This is a genomic window from Actinopolyspora sabaoui (assembly GCF_051225635.1).
In the GTDB taxonomy this organism is placed as follows: domain Bacteria; phylum Actinomycetota; class Actinomycetes; order Mycobacteriales; family Pseudonocardiaceae; genus Actinopolyspora.
In genome coordinates, this window is record NZ_JBMIHH010000003.1 from 476,157 (window position 1) to 490,855 (window position 14,699).

General features: G+C 68.7%; 11 protein-coding genes. 3 read left to right on the forward strand and 8 right to left on the reverse strand.

Annotated features, from left to right (window positions below):
- Positions 1–65 precede the first annotated feature (65 nt).
- From ACOQFL_RS07245 to ACOQFL_RS07260, 4 genes are all read right to left on the reverse strand, one after another.
- Positions 66–3,443 (reverse strand): pyruvate carboxylase, encoded by a 3,378-nt coding sequence (locus tag ACOQFL_RS07245; RefSeq protein WP_435543303.1) that lies wholly within the window; start codon positions 3,441–3,443, stop codon positions 66–68.
- 148 nt (positions 3,444–3,591) lie between these two features.
- On the reverse strand, positions 3,592–3,768 hold the full coding sequence (locus ACOQFL_RS07250; protein WP_435543304.1) for a hypothetical protein: 177 nt from the start codon (positions 3,766–3,768) through the stop codon (positions 3,592–3,594).
- A gap of 159 nt (positions 3,769–3,927) precedes the next feature.
- A complete protein-coding gene (gene recG, locus ACOQFL_RS07255) occupies positions 3,928–6,180 on the reverse strand; it encodes an ATP-dependent DNA helicase RecG (RefSeq protein ID WP_435543305.1) in 2,253 nt (750 codons plus the stop codon).
- A gap of 181 nt (positions 6,181–6,361) precedes the next feature.
- On the reverse strand, positions 6,362–8,017 hold the full coding sequence (locus ACOQFL_RS07260) for a DAK2 domain-containing protein (RefSeq protein ID WP_435543306.1): 1,656 nt from the start codon (positions 8,015–8,017) through the stop codon (positions 6,362–6,364).
- A gap of 607 nt (positions 8,018–8,624) precedes the next feature.
- Here ACOQFL_RS07260 and rpmB point away from each other — a divergent pair.
- Complete coding sequence (rpmB, locus tag ACOQFL_RS07265; protein ID WP_092632132.1) at positions 8,625–8,816, forward strand: 50S ribosomal protein L28; 192 nt, start codon at positions 8,625–8,627, stop codon at positions 8,814–8,816.
- Positions 8,817–9,036: 220 nt separating this feature from the next.
- On the opposite strand, the gene ACOQFL_RS07270 is transcribed toward rpmB, so the two are convergent.
- Together ACOQFL_RS07270 and ACOQFL_RS07275 are read right to left on the reverse strand one after the other, a co-directional pair.
- Positions 9,037–9,714: a uracil-DNA glycosylase gene (locus tag ACOQFL_RS07270; protein WP_435543307.1), complete on the reverse strand. Its 678-nt coding sequence runs from the start codon at positions 9,712–9,714 to the stop codon at positions 9,037–9,039.
- Between the two features lie 105 nt (positions 9,715–9,819).
- Positions 9,820–10,788 (reverse strand): thiamine-phosphate kinase, encoded by a 969-nt coding sequence (locus tag ACOQFL_RS07275; RefSeq protein WP_435543308.1) that lies wholly within the window; start codon positions 10,786–10,788, stop codon positions 9,820–9,822.
- A 296-nt stretch (positions 10,789–11,084) separates the two neighbouring features.
- On the opposite strand from ACOQFL_RS07275, the gene ACOQFL_RS07280 reads away from it, so the two are divergent.
- Both ACOQFL_RS07280 and ACOQFL_RS07285 read left to right on the forward strand, forming a co-directional pair.
- Positions 11,085–11,318 carry an Lrp/AsnC ligand binding domain-containing protein gene (locus ACOQFL_RS07280; RefSeq protein WP_043572263.1) on the forward strand — a complete coding sequence of 78 codons (234 nt, stop codon included), beginning with the start codon at positions 11,085–11,087 and terminating at the stop codon, positions 11,316–11,318.
- Positions 11,319–11,481: 163 nt separating this feature from the next.
- Positions 11,482–12,066 carry a DUF3515 domain-containing protein gene (locus tag ACOQFL_RS07285; protein ID WP_435543309.1) on the forward strand — a complete coding sequence of 195 codons (585 nt, stop codon included), beginning with the start codon at positions 11,482–11,484 and terminating at the stop codon, positions 12,064–12,066.
- A gap of 21 nt (positions 12,067–12,087) precedes the next feature.
- Here the strand turns inward: ACOQFL_RS07285 and ACOQFL_RS07290 are convergent, their stop codons facing one another.
- A complete protein-coding gene (locus ACOQFL_RS07290; protein WP_435543310.1) occupies positions 12,088–13,179 on the reverse strand; it encodes a D-alanine--D-alanine ligase family protein in 1,092 nt (363 codons plus the stop codon).
- Positions 13,180–13,226: 47 nt separating this feature from the next.
- Positions 13,227–14,639: a MocR-like pyridoxine biosynthesis transcription factor PdxR gene (gene pdxR / locus ACOQFL_RS07295; protein ID WP_435543311.1), complete on the reverse strand. Its 1,413-nt coding sequence runs from the start codon at positions 14,637–14,639 to the stop codon at positions 13,227–13,229.
- Between the last annotated feature and the right edge of the window lie 60 nt (positions 14,640–14,699).

Sequence of the window (14,699 nt, forward strand, 5' to 3'; positions counted from 1 at the left end):
GGCGAGGAGCCGCGGCTCCCCCGGAAGAACCGCGGTCCTCCGGAGGAGCCGAGTGGCGGAATCGTTCAGCCGATCTCGATGACCAGATCGCCACCCTCGACCTGCTGTACCGCACCGATGGCCACACGCTTGACCGTGCCGCTCTGCTGGGCGGTGATCGCCGCCTCCATCTTCATCGCCTCGATGGTGGCGACCGTCTGGCCGGTCTCGACCGTTTCGCCCTCCGTGGCGGAGAGCGTGACCACCCCGGAGAACGGCGCGGCGACGTGCGCCGGGTTGGTGCGTTCGGCCTTCTCGGCGACGGGGAACTCGGAGGCGACCGAACGGTCCCTGACCTGTATGGGGCGCATCTGGCCGTTGAGGATGGCCATGACGGTGCGTACACCACGTTCGTCGGCCTCGCTGATCGCCTCCAGGCCGATCAGCAACCGCACGCCTTGGTCCAGGTCCACGGCGTACTCCTCGCCCGCACGCAGCCCGTAGAAGAAATCCTTGCTGCTCAGCAGCGAGGTGTCGCCGTAGGAGTGCCGGTGCTCGTTGAACTCCTTGGTGGGTTTGGGGAACAGCAGCCGGTTCAACGTCTCCCGCCGGTCGGTCGCCAACCCCTTGCGGTCCTCCTCGGAGAGTTCGACCAGTTGACGTTCGGCGGGCCTGCCCTGCAGGGCACGGCTACGGAACGGTTCGGGCCAACCACCGGGCGGATCACCGAGCTCGCCCTGCAGGAACCCGATCACCGAATCCGGGATGTCGAACCTGTGGGGCTCGGCCTCGAACTCGGCCGGGTCCACTCCGGCTCCGACCAGGTGCAGCGCCAGGTCCCCCACGACCTTCGAGGACGGAGTGACCTTGACCAGCCGACCGAGCATGCGGTCGGCCGCGGCGTACATCGCCTCGATCTCCTCGAACTTGTCGCCGAGCCCGAGCGCCACGGCCTGCGTCCGCAGGTTGGACAGCTGCCCGCCGGGAATCTCGTGCCGGTAGACACGTCCCGTGGGAGCCGCCAGTCCCGCTTCGAAGGGCCGGTAGATCTTGCGGACCGACTCCCAGTAGGGCTCCAGATCACACACCGCGTCCAGATCCAGACCGGTCTCCCGTTCGGTGTGGTCGGTGGCGGCCACGATCGAGGAGAGGGCGGGCTGCGAGGTCGTTCCGGCCAGCGACGCGGACGCACCGTCCACGGCGTCCACCCCGGCCTGCACGGCGGCCTGGTAGGTGGCCAGCTGTCCACCGGGGGTGTCGTGGGTGTGCAGGTGCACCGGCAGATCGAACTCGCGCCGCAACGCGGAGACCAACGTGGCGGCGGCGGGCGGACGCAGCAGTCCGGCCATGTCCTTGATCGCCAGCACGTGCGCACCCGCTTCGACGATCCGCTCCGCCAACCGCAGGTAGTAGTCCAGGGTGTAGATCCGCTCCTCGGGGTCGGAGAGATCACCCGTGTAGCAGAGCGCCACCTCCGCCACGGAACGCTTGGTGTCGCGCACCGCCCGAATGGCCGGGCGCATCTGTTCCACGTCGTTGAGCGCGTCGAAGATCCGGAAGATGTCGATACCGGTGTCGGTGGCCTCCGCCACGAAGTGCTCGGTCACCTCGGTGGGGTAGGGCGTGTAGCCGACCGTGTTGCGCCCGCGCAGCAGCATCTGCAGACAGATGTTGGGCACGGCTCGGCGCAGCGCGGCCAACCTCTCCCACGGGTCCTCGGCCAGGAACCGCAACGAGACGTCGTAGGTGGCACCGCCCCAGCACTCCAGCGAGAGCAGTTCGGGCGTCGTGCGGGCCACGTGCGGAGCGACCGTGGTGAGATCCTTGGTGCGGACCCGGGTGGCGAGCAGGGACTGGTGAGCGTCCCGGAACGTCGTCTCGGTGACCCCCACCGCGTCGGAGTCCCGCAGCCACCGCGCGAAGCCCTCCGGTCCCAGCCGGTCGAGCCGGTCCTTCGATCCCGCGGGCGGCGGGGTGTCGAGATCGGCGGCGGGCAGTTTGTGCCTCGGCTCGGGAGCGGCCGGGCGTTCCCCGTAGGGACGGTTGACGGTCACGTCCGCCAGGTAGCTCAGCAGCCGGGTCCCCCGGTCGGCCGAGTGGCGCGCGGTCAACAGCTTGGGGCGCTCGTCGATGAAGGACGTGGTGATCCTTCCGGCGCCGAAGTCAGGGTCGTCGAGCACCGCCTGCAGGAACGGGATGTTGGTGGCCACACCACGGATCCGGAACTCCGCCACGGCCCGTCTCGCCCGCGCCACGGCGGTGTCGAAGTCCCGGCCACGACAGGTCAACTTGACCAGCATGGAGTCGAAGTGAGCGCTGACGCTGCTGCCGGAGAAGGCAGTGCCGCCGTCCAGCCGGACACCCGCACCGCCCGGCGAGCGGTAGGCACTGATCATTCCGGTGTCGGGCCGGAAACCGTTGGCCGGATCCTCGGTGGTGATTCGGCACTGCAGCGCCGCACCGCGCAGCCGGATGCCGTCCTGGGACATGCCGAGGTCCGGCAGCGCCTCCCCCGCGGCGATACGCACCTGGGACTGCACCAGATCGGCGTCGGTGACCTCCTCGGTGACGGTGTGTTCCACCTGAATCCGGGGATTCATCTCGATGAACACGTGCCGCCCCTGCTCGTCGACGAGGAACTCCACCGTTCCCGCGTTGACGTATCCGATCTCCCGCGCGAAGGCGACCGCGTCGGCGCAGATCCGTTCCCGCAGCTGCGGGTCCAGGTTCGGGGCCGGGGCGATCTCCACGACCTTCTGGTGCCTGCGCTGTACCGAGCAGTCGCGTTCGTAGAGGTGAACCACGTTGCCCGTCGAATCGGCGAGGATCTGCACCTCGATGTGCCGTGGGTTGACCACGGCCTGCTCAAGGAACACGGTGGGGTCCCCGAAGGCGGATTCGGCCTCGCGCATGGCGGCTTCCAGCGCCTCGCGCAGCGACTCGAGATCATTGACCCTGCGCATGCCGCGACCACCGCCGCCCGCCACGGCCTTGACGAACACCGGGAACCGCATGTCCCCGGCGGAGGTCATCAGTTCCTCGACGTCGTCGGATGGGGTGGAGGACTCGAGTACGGGCACCCCCGCCGCCTTGGCGGCCCGGACCGCACTGGCCTTGTTGCCGGTGAGCTGGAGAATCTCGTGTGACGGGCCGATGAAGGTGATACCGGCCCGTTGACAGGCCTCGGCCAGGTCGGGGTTCTCGGACAGGAAGCCGTAACCCGGATAGATCGCATCGGCGCCCGCTGTTCGGGCCGCACGGATGATTTCCTCGACGGACAGGTAGGCCCGAACCGGGTGACCGGCATCGCCGATCTCGTAGGACTCGTCCGCCTTCAGCCGGTGCAGTGAGTTGCGATCCTCGTGGGGAAACACGGCCACGGTTTTCGCGCCGAGCTCGTATCCGGCGCGGAACGCGCGGATGGCAATCTCGCCACGGTTGGCGACGAGGACCTTGCGGAACATGCCGGCTACCTCCTGGGGCAGGTGTCGGATCGCCTGCGAACAATACCCCGAAAATTCTCCTCTTCGGGAGCTGTTCTCGCGTGATGGAACTCATGATCCACAAGAACCTCGGATGCGACCTGCAAAATCCGGGGTCGGCGAACAAGGATCAACCAGTAGAAATAATCAACATATTCACAAAAACACGAATGCGACGGATGTTTTCGATCGGACCGTTGCTGGAATCAGGGGAAACGAATACCGCGGGTGTCGATGTTCGCGCGCTACGCGCCAACGCACCAGCCGGCGGCGTGGCCACACCATCACCCGATGAGATGTAAGTCACGAAATTCCACCCTGGGTGGTTACCACGTTCGGTGGCGGAACCGCGGTCTCGCCGGCTCCCACCCGGTACGCCGCCCGGCACCGGCGCCACTCTCCGCGCGAGCTCCCGGGCGGGGGTCCGCCACGGAAGCGGCTACGAAAACCGGGCCACGAATTCCCGTTAGGACTTCTCCAGAAACCCGGCACGCTCCTCGGCGAGGAGTTCGGTGATCATCCCGGCCAGCCCCGGGTGGGCGCGCAGTTCGGAATCCTGCCGTACCACGGCCTCCGCTTCGCTGCCCGCCTCGGCGATGATCTCCTCGTCGTGCACCAGCGACAGCATCCGGAGCGCGGACTTCGTACCGGACTGCGCCTCGCCGAGCACGTCACCCTCGCGACGTTGCAGCAGATCGAGCCTGGCCAGTTCGAACCCGTCGGTGGTCGAGGCGACGGCATCCAGCCGCCCGCGAGCGGGTGTCTGGGGCATCACCTCGGTCACCAACAGACACAACCCGGGAGCACTCCCCCGGCCCACTCGGCCGCGCAACTGGTGGAGTTGGCTCATCCCGAACCGGTCCGCGTCCATGATCACCATCGTGGAAGCGTTCGGCACGTCGACACCGACCTCGATCACGGTGGTCGCCACGAGCACGTCGAGTTCACCGGCGGCGAACCGGCGCATCACCGCGTCCTTGTCGTCCGCGGCGAGCCTCCCGTGCAGCGCTCCGAGACGAAGGTCCCGCAACGGCCCCTGCCGCAGTCGCTCGGCGAGTTCGACCACGGCGAGCGGAGGACGTCGCGAGTTGTTCTCCTCCGCCCCACCCGGTCGGTCCGCCACGGGTTCCGGCACGACCTCCCCGTCGGTGGACTCGCCCCCGGCCCGCGAGCTCCCCTCGGAGTCGACGACAGTCCCGTCCCCCACCCTGGGACAGACCACGTACACCTGCCGCCCGGCGGTCACCTCCTCGGTGACACGCTGCCACACCCGATCGAGCCAGGCCGGTTTCTCCGCGGCCGGAACCACGGTGGTGCTGATCGGGGACCGGCCTCGGGGCAGCTCGCGCAGCGCGGAAGTGCGCAGATCCCCGAAAACGGTCATCGCGACCGTACGCGGAATCGGGGTCGCGGTCATCACCAGCAGGTGCGGACAGGCCTGTTCGGCGGCACGGCCCCGCAGCGCGTCCCGTTGCTCGACCCCGAACCGGTGCTGCTCGTCGACCACCACCAGTCCGAGATCGGCGAACGAGACCTCATCCTGGATCAACGCGTGGGTGCCGACCACTATCCCCGCCGCTCCGGAAGCCGCGTCCAGCAACGCCTGCTTCCGCTGCGCCGCGGACAACGAGCCGGTCAGCAGGGTGACCCTGGTGGCGTGCTCCGGGGAATCGAACTCGCCCGCCCGGGCCAGTTCTCCGAGCAGCTCCCGGAGTGAGCGGGCGTGCTGGGCCGCGAGAACTTCGGTCGGGGCCAGCATCGCGGCCTGCCTGCCGGAGTCGACCACCTGCAGCATGGCACGCAGCGCCACCACGGTTTTGCCCGAACCGACCTCGCCCTGCACCAGACGATTCATCGGATGTCGTTCGGACAGGTCCGCGGCGAGCTGTTCGCCGACCTCGACCTGCCCCTCGGTCAACGCGAACGGCAGACGCCGATCGAAGTCCGCCCGCACGCCTCCGTCTATCGGCGGGCAGGCCGGGGCGGGTCGCGCGTCCTGCCGCAGCCGCGACCTGGCCAGCGACAGCTGCACCCCCAGCGCTTCGTCCCACTTCAGCCGGTGGCGTGCCTCTTCGATCTGCTTCGTCCCATCCGGCCGGTGTATCCAGTTCAACGCCTGGTTCAACCCGAGCAGCCCGACGCGCTCACGCAACGGTTCCGGCAGCGGGTCCTCGACTCCCTCCCAACCGTCGAGCACCTGGGCCACACAACGTGCCAGGGACCAGGAGGGCAGCCCCTGCGCGGCGGGATACACCGGGATCAGGGCGGCCGCGAAATCACGCGCGGCGTCCTGCGCGTCGACCTCGCCCTCATCGGTGAACAACTGGTACTCGGGATGGGCGAGCTGCAGCTCGTTGCGGTAGGCCGTGACCTTCCCCGCGAACATCCCCCTTCTGCCGGGGAGGAGTTCGCGTTCGCGCCATGCCTGGTTGAAAAACGTGCAGGACATGGAACGAGAACCGTCGGTGATGCGTGCCTGCAGGATCGTGCCGCGGCGTGACCGCATCTTGCGTTTGCCGACTCTCTCGACCCTGGCGAGCACGGTGGCGTGTTCCCCGATCTCGAGCCCGCCGATAGCCGTGAGTTCACCGCGCTCCGCGTAACGGCGGGGATAGTGCCGCAGCAGGTCGCCCACTGTGGACATGCCGAACGAGCTGTTGAGGGCCTTGGCGGTCTTGCCGCCCAACACCCGGTCGAGCTTGGTGTCCCACCCGGTCATCGCTTCACCAGTAGTGCCACGGCTCGCGGAGCCGTACTTTCGACGTCGTAGGCCGACCGAGCCGCTTCGGCCGGCGCGGTGACGCCCGAGGGCTCGTATCGGTGTTCAACGGTCAAGTTATCCGAGACGGCCGACAACGGTTGCCCGCCCCTGGATTCCGGGCCTGGTCCGGGCACGAGGTTCACTCGACTCCCAGCATCAGTTCGGTGGTCGACTCCCCGCAGGGATAGCAGATCAGCTCGACCTCGGGATGGGTTCCACGCAGGTGCTCGGCCAGCACGGTGGACAGGGCGCTCGGGGCGTGCTCCGGAATCAACGCGGTGACCAGTTCGCCGCCCGAGGAGAGCATCCGGTCCAACAGCAGACAGGCCGCCCGCTGCCTGTCGTCATCGATGAGCACGACCTCGCCGTCCAACATGCCCAACAGGTCTCCCCTGCGGCAGTAGCCGACCCAGGTCAGTGCCTCCCCCGCCGCTACGCTCAGCTCACCGCGGCGGGTCGCCGCGGCCGCCTCCGCCAGCGCCACGGTGTCGTCGGCGGTCCTGCGATTCGGATCGTGCACCGCCAGCGCGGCCAGTCCCTGCACCGGTGAGGCCGTGGGCACCACCACGACTTCGATCCCCGCCCGCAGCGCGGCCTGCGCCGCGTCCTCGGCGGGGCGTGCCAACGATTCCTCGTTGGGCAGCAGCAGCACGTCCCCGTAACCGGTGTCCAGGATCGCCTCCAGGAGCTCTCGCGCCTCCGGCACACCCTGCTCGTCGATGTGCAGCGTCAACGCGCCTTCCGCGCGGAAGAGAGTTTCCAACCGCCCGCCGCGCGTGACCGCGAGTACGACACGCCCCTCCGCGAGGTCGCCGCTCGCGGTGTGAGCGCGCTGTCCGGAGCCGCCGCGCGCGGCTTCGCCGAGCTGGTCGGCGAACCTGGTGACACGGATGCCGTGAACCCTGCCGAGTTCGACACCCGACTCGATGGCCGCACCGATGTCGTCGCAGTGCACGTGTATCGCCCAGGTGGCGGGGGTGCTCGGGTCCGGAAGGACCTGCCCCGCGTCGGCCACCGACACGCAGTCGCCGAGCCCGGCGAGACGACTTCGCAGGTCGGCGGCCACGGAGGCGGGCGCGTCGGAGAGCAGGTACATGACCTCGTACTCGTAGTCCGAGTCGTGTCGAGGCAGCTCGACGGCGGACGGGGCGGAGTCCAGCACGGCGGGGCTGTCCGCCGCGAGTCGTTGTGCGTCGCAGACCACCGCGTGCAACGAGTCGAGCAGGATGACGATTCCACGTCCCCCGGCGTCGACCACTCCCGCCGAGTTCAGCACCGGAAGTTGCGTGCGGGTGAGTCGCAACGCCTTGATCGAGGCCCTGGTCGCGGCTCCGACCACCTCGGGAAGTTCGTCGGCCGCGTCCCGGCAGGCGTCGACGGCCGCGCGCAGCACGGTCAGCAGGGTTCCCTCCACCGGCCGGGCCACCGACTGCCCTGCCAGCTGGAGACCACGGTGTAACGCTTCCCGGAACAGATCCGCACCCATGGGGGATCGTCCCTCGGCCTGTTGGGCGATGCCGCGCAGCACCTGCGAGAGCAACAGCCCGGAATTGCCGCGGGCACTGTGCAGCGCCCCGTCCGCCAGCGCTGCCAGCACCAGGTCGGAGCGCTCCTCGGCAGCGGTGTTCGCCGCTTCCGCGGCCGCGCGCATCGTCTGCAGCAGATTGGTGCCGGTGTCGTTGTCGGCGACCGGATAGACGTTGATGTGGTCGATGGCCGCGCGGTTCGCGGTCAGCGCGAGCACTGCCAACTCGGCCCAACGCCGTACGGCGGGGCCGTCCAACGCCTGCAGCACCGTTCCTCCAATGGGTGGACCACACTCGTCCCGGTCGCCGCTGAGAATAGTCGCCGCGGCCGGGATGGAGGTGAGCGACGGGACAGTGAGCACCCACCGCGTCGGTTGCGCCGGAACTCCAGATGCGGGGGCCTCTCACCGGCCGTGGTCCGGCACCTGCGGCGGGCTTCCGGTCGATGGACCTCCCGCCGTGTCCAACCGGGTCGACGCGTGTTGCTAAACTCCGACGTGATGGAACTCGGCAAGGATCGGTGAGAACCGAGCCGGTTCGCCCGAGGACCTGAATCGGCGGCGAGTTGCGTCGTGACAGCCCGCTGGAAACCCAGGTAAGGCCAGTCACGCTGGCATCGGGTATCGCCACGGGAAGACCTCGCACCACAGCGGAGCGGGGCCAATGCCGCGCCGCGAGGCGACGGCTCGGGGAACGTGCACTGCTTCGCGCGTTGCCCGAACGGCGGTGTACGGGCACGTAGTCACCCCTGGGTGGACAGCCTTCACCGGCGCGGGGGTAGCCGCGTTGCCCAACAGCGCTGTCACCGCACGAGCATGACCCGCGTCGGGTGACGACGCGGGGACGGAGATTCGAGCGAAGTAAGGGGTGTCTGACGTGGCTGCCGTCTGCGACGTCTGCAACAAGGGACCGGGTTTCGGCATGGCGGTCTCGCACTCTCACCGGCGCACCAAGCGCAGGTGGAACCCGAACATTCAGACCGTGCGCGCCAAGGTCAGCCCGACGCAGCGCAAGCGGATGAACGTGTGCACTTCCTGCCTGAAGGCGGGTAAGGTCGTGCGCGGCTGAGACAATGACGGCGACACGCCGTCGCGATCACTCGTCAAGAACGCTCGGTCGGTACAACCGGCCGAGCGTTTTTCGCCCGGTGGGCGCCGGGGGCCCCAACGGGGGCGGCGCTTCCTCATCCCCTCGCATGGGCCCACTCCCGTCGACGCCCGGTCGCGGACGGCGATCGCACGCAACGGAGCGGGCCCATTCATTCACGGAGCGGGACGGATCTCCGTGGTCACGGAAGTTTCCAGTCGACCGGTTCCGCCCCCATTTCCCGCAACATCTCGTTCGCACGGCTGAAGGGCCGCGAACCGAAGAATCCTCGGTCGGCTGACATGGGGCTCGGGTGGGGCGACTCGACGCACCCGACGCCGGGCATCAACGGACGCAGGCTCCGCGCGTCCCGTCCCCACAGAATCGCCACCAGCGGTTCGGGCCGTTGTGCCAGCGCCTTGATGGCCTGATCGGTGACTTCCTCCCACCCTTTGCCGCGATGCGAGGCCGATTTGCCCGGCTGCACGGTCAACGCGCGGTTGAGCAACAGCACGCCCCGCTCGGTCCACGGCGTGAGATCACCGTTGGAGGGGTGGGGATGGCCGAGATCGTCACAGTACTCACGAAAGATGTTGGCCAGACTGCGTGGCACGGGATCGACATCCGGAGCGACCGAGAAGCTCAAGCCGACGGGATGCCCCGGCGTCGGGTAGGGATCCTGCCCCACGATGAGCACTCGCACATCCCGAAACGGCTGTTGGAAGGCGCGCAGTACGTTCTCCCCTGCCGGCAGGTACTCGCGTCCGGCGGCGACTTCCGAGCGCAGGAAATCGCCCATGGCGGCTATCCGGTCGGACACCGGCGCGAGCGCCTCGGCCCAGCCTGGTTCCACAATCTCGTTCAACGGGCTCCTGGTCACGGGCCATGACCCTAGCGACCTTTTGATCATCAGCACCGCCCCCCTGGGTGCCTGTCACATCACGGGATCGGGTATGAGAACCGACCGAGTACCCGGCCGGGCTGTTCAATGCCGCCAGTGCTGCCAGCCGGTCCGCTCGGTGTGCTCGGCACCGTCCACGGTGACACCTCGGCCCTGGCGAACCCGACCGATGGGACGCCACCCTTCGGGAAGCTCGTCGTCGCCGGGGAAGGTCGCCACCAACGCCTGGTCCTCACCACCGTTGAGTACCCAGTCGCCGGGATCGGCACCCAGCGCCGAGGCTACCTCCAGCAGTCGCTGCGGCACTTCGAGCTGGTCGGTGCGGATGTCCACCGAAACCCCGGAAGCATCCGCGACATGCCCCATGTCCGCGAGCAGCCCGTCCGAGATGTCGATCATCGAAGTGGCTCCGGCCATCGCCGCGGCGGGCCCGGCCTCGTAGGGCGGCTCGGGCACCCGGTGCGCACCGACCACCGACAACGGGGAGCGGAATCCACGAGCCAGCACCGCGAGCCCGGCCGCCGACCACCCCAGGCTGCCTGCCAGTGCCACGACATCGCCCTGTCGCGCCCCCTCCCGTGTCACCGGTTTTCTGCCCCGCAGGTCTCCCAGCGCGGTCACCGAGACGGTCAGTTGGTTCGAGGTGACCATGTCACCGCCTATCAGGGCGGTGCCCGCGCGCCGCGCCTCCTCCCACATGCCCGCGGCCAGTTCGTCGACGAACTCCGCGGTTACTTCCCCGGAACACCCCAACCCCACCAGCAGGCCGGTTGGAACCGCCCCCATCGCCGCGATGTCGGAGAGGTTCACGGCCACGGCCTTGCGGCCCACGTGCCGGGGACCGGACCAGTCCAGCCGGAAGTGCACGTCCTGCACCAGCACGTCGGTGGTGGCCACGACCCTGCCATCCGGAGCGGTGAGCACGGCGGCGTCGTCACCCGGGCCGAGGAGGGTGCTGCTCGGCTGGTTCCGGTGCTCGGTCACTCTCCGGATGAGACCGAACTCACCCACCTGTGAGACGGTCCGTGCGTCCGGTCTCTCCTCGGGAGTCAACTGGATCTTCCTTTCGTTGCGCGTCCACGCGGCTCAATGCGGTAACTTGCCCGTTCGGGGACTGAATCCGGCCCTCGGGACAGCACCGGCCTGCCCGGCCGCCCCCGTTCCGGTGGGTGAGTCGGACGCGTCGCGGGACGGTTTACCCCGGCCACGTCGCTCGGCCACTGCTCGCGGTGTTCCGTGAGTCCCCGGGCGCCGACTCGGCCGGGCCGGTACGCCTACCGCTCGACCAAGTCGTAAACAGCTTCCAGTTTCCACCTCGAACGCTTCCGACGAGACGAAGGGGCACACCCGTGGTCCAGGCATACATCCTCATTCAGACCGAGGTAGGCAAAGCCGCAGCGGTGGCGTCCGAGATATCCGGGAACACCGGGATCATCAGCGCCGAGGACGTGACGGGGCCGTACGACGTCATCGTGCGCGCCGAGGCCGAGAACGTGGACAAACTCGGCAAGATGGTGGTGGCCAACATTCAGAACGTGGAGGGGATAACCCGCACGCTGACGTGTCCGGTCGTGCATCTCTGAGCACCTACCCACCGGCCGGTGGTTCTCCGAACCGCCCGGCCTCGCACCGGGTGGGAACGTCTCGGCTCGCTCGGGACGGTGACTCGCCCGGCGCGTGCTCCGCTCCTTCCCGCGGGACGCACCGGTCCGCATCGCCCGCGTCGCTCGTGCTGTAGTGGGTGATGTGCGGGAACAATTCGGATCCGGGCCACCCCGGGTCGTACTGATCATCGCGTTGTCGCTCGGTGTACTACTGGCGGCGGGCGTGGCCACGCTGGGGGTCCTCAGCGGCGGGACCGGAGAGCACGCCCGGCCAGAGGAGGAATCCGCCGCGGACACGACGGCCGACCGCAGCGGACCGCTGGCGTTGCCCCCGGTGAAGGCTCCGGAAGCGAACTCGGCGGAGTGCACGACGGTGCTGGGTGCCCTGCCCGCCAAACTGCGCCTCGACGGTTCCGCGGTACCACGACGTGAACTGGCCGACCCGAAACCGGCGGGCACGGTGGCTTGGGGTGACGCCGAGCACGACCCGGTCAGTCTGCGGTGCGGGCTGACTGCCCCGGCCGAGCTGAAACCCACCTCCGAGCTGATGGTGATCTCCGGGGTGAGCTGGCTGCCGATCAGCAGCGGTGAAACCACCACCTGGTTGGCGGTCGACCGGTCGGTCTACGTCGCGGTCACCGGATCGAACGACACCGGAATCGGCCCGGTCCAGGACGTCTCCCGGATCCTCGACGAGCACCTGCCCAAGCAGGACGTGTTCAACTGACTGCTTCCCGTCTCCGACCGGTCACCGCAGGCCGGTGCCGCGGGCCACGGCGGTGTCCAACAGGGTGTTCAGCAGGCTCGAATAGCCGACACCCGCGTGTGCCCACATGCGCGGGTACAGCGAGATCGGAGTGAATCCCGGCATGGTGTTCACCTCGTTGACCACCGGCCGCCCCTCCTCGGTCAGGAAGAAGTCGACCCGGGCCAACCCCTGGCAGTCCAGGGCGTGGAAAGCGCCGAGCGCGGCCGCACGCAGCCGCTCCGTCTCCTCGTCGGAAAGTTTGGCAGGCACGTCGAACTCGGTGTCGTCGTCGAGGTACTTCGAGTCGTAGTCGTACCAGCCCGAACCACCCTCGACGCGCAGCTCGGCAGGCGCCGAAGCGGCCACCTCTCCGTCCGGGAACTCCAGCACCCCGCACTCGATCTCGCGACCGGACAGCGCGGACTCGACGATCACCTTGGGATCGACACGTCGCGCCTCGGCGACGGCGGCGTCGAGCTCGGCGTGATCGGTGACCTTGGTGATTCCCACCGATGATCCGGCGCGGGCCGGTTTGACGAACACCGGCAGGCCCAGCCTGCCCTTCCGAGCCTCGTCCAATGTGGTCTCGCCGCGACGCAGCACCTCGTAGGTGCCGACCTCCAGCCCCTCGGCCGCGAGGAGTTTCTTGGCGAACTCCTTGTCCATGGCTGCCGCGCTGGCGAGCACACCCGGCCCGGCGTACGGGATACCGGCCATCTCGAGCAGCCCCTGGATGGTGCCGTCCTCACCGAAAGCACCGTGCAGCATCGGCAGCACCACATCCACCCCGGACAGCACCTGCCCCACGCTGCCCGACTCCAGCGACACCAGTTCACGGCTGCCGGGATCCGCGGGCAGCGTCAACGCCTTGCCGTCGGTGATCTCCGGTTCGACCCGGTCCCTGAGTCGTAGCTGCTCCTCGTCGTCCGGCCCGAGGACCCAGGCTCCGTCACGGGTGATTCCCACGGGAACGACCTCGAAACGCCGCCGATCCAGATGAGCCAGCACACTACCCGCGGAGAGGCAGGAAATACCGTGCTCGGTACTGCGTCCGCCGAAAACAACCGCCACCCGGATCTTGCGTTCAGCCATACGCAGCACCATACCTCGCGTGCGGGGGACACACCGTAAGCGGCGGATCAACCGCCGACGATCTCCGAGACCAGGATCGGCAAGGTCTCACGCAGTTCCCGCCTGCCGCACACGGCGTAGCCGAGAGCCAGTCCGTACCACTGCTGTTCGGCCTGGTGATGCCTGCGCAGACCATCGACGAGCACTCCCCGCCGACGCAGGGCGGCCATGATGCGACTTTCGGTGTCGCCGTCCGGCAGCGGAACCACGACGTGCGCCCCGGCACGATCACCGAACATTTCGACACCCGCCCGCTCGAAGGCCTCGACGACCAGCTCCCTACGGCCGGACAGCTCGCGGCGCAGTCGCCGCAGGTGCCTGCCCAGATCCCCGTTCGCGGCGAACTCGGTGAGCAACCACTGCCCGGCCGGGGCGGGGCGGGTGCCGGTGCGTTCGCGATACTCCAGCACCGCGGTGGTCACCCATTCGGGAGCCAACAGCCAGCCGACGCCGAGGGTGGGAGTGAGAATCTTGCTGGTGGTACCCAGATGCACGACCACATCCGGCGCCAGGGCCGCCAGCACGGGCAACGGAGCCACATCGTAGCGCAACTCGCCGTCGTAGTCGTCCTCGACGATCAGCCAGTTCGCCGTGCGTGCCCGTTCGATCAGCGCGGTTCGCCGCTGGGCTGGCATTCTGCCGCCGAGTGGGTACTGGTGTGCGGGCGAGCAGTAGACGGCGTCGACGTGCTCGGGAATCCGCTCGACGAGGAGACCGGAGTGGTCCACGGGGACGGGGAACACCTCAATGCCCCCCGTGCGCAGCGCACCCACCGCTCGCTGGTATCCGGGTTCCTCGATCGCCACGACCGCACCGGGCGGCAGCACGGCGGCGGCCAGTTCGGCCAGCGCGGCGGTGGTACCGGCCGTGGCCAGTACCGAGTTCTCGGCGGGACCTTCGACCACCAGGCCTCGATGGCGCAACAGGTGCTCCACCACGACCGCACGGTACTCCGGCACCCCGGCCCGATAGGGCATGGTGGATGGTGCCTTGTCCCCGGCCGCACGCCAGGCACGCCGCCAAGCGGCACGGTCTATCCCCTGCGACCACGGCGCTCCCGGGGCCAGCACCACTCCCCGGCTCGTGTCCGCCTCGCTCTCGACGACTGTTCCACCCCGTGCCACCCCGTCCACTCCCGGCGGCGCGGCGGTGACGTAGGTGCCGGAACCGTGTCTGCCCGCGATCCACCCCTCGGCGTGAAGCTGTTCGTACGCGGCCGCCGTGACGGTACGGCTGACGTCGAGGTGCCGGGCGAGCGCGCGAGTGGACGGCAGCCGGTCACCGCGTCGTAGCTGACCTCTCGTCGCGGCGCCACGCAGCGCCTCGGCCAACTGAACCGCCAACGGCCGGGCACCTGCGCGGTCCAGCTCGAGCGCCAGTTCCAGCGGTGGCGCTCCGGACACGGAAGCCCTGGGTGGCATTTTCGAACACTCCCTGATTGGCCCTTCAATGATGCCACCACTCGGGAGAAGCTGCGGATA

Bases quoted from the DNA above. Each gene is read 5' to 3' on its own strand.
- ACOQFL_RS07245 (WP_435543303.1), bottom strand. From the start codon at position 3,443: ATGTTCCGCAAGGTCCTCGTCGCCAACCGTGGCGAGATTGCCATCCGC.
- recG (WP_435543305.1), bottom strand. From the start codon at position 6,180: ATGACCGGGTGGGACACCAAGCTCGACCGGGTGTTGGGCGGCAAGACC.
- ACOQFL_RS07290 (WP_435543310.1), bottom strand. From the start codon at position 13,179: ATGGCTGAACGCAAGATCCGGGTGGCGGTTGTTTTCGGCGGACGCAGT.
- pdxR (WP_435543311.1), bottom strand. From the start codon at position 14,639: ATGCCACCCAGGGCTTCCGTGTCCGGAGCGCCACCGCTGGAACTGGCG.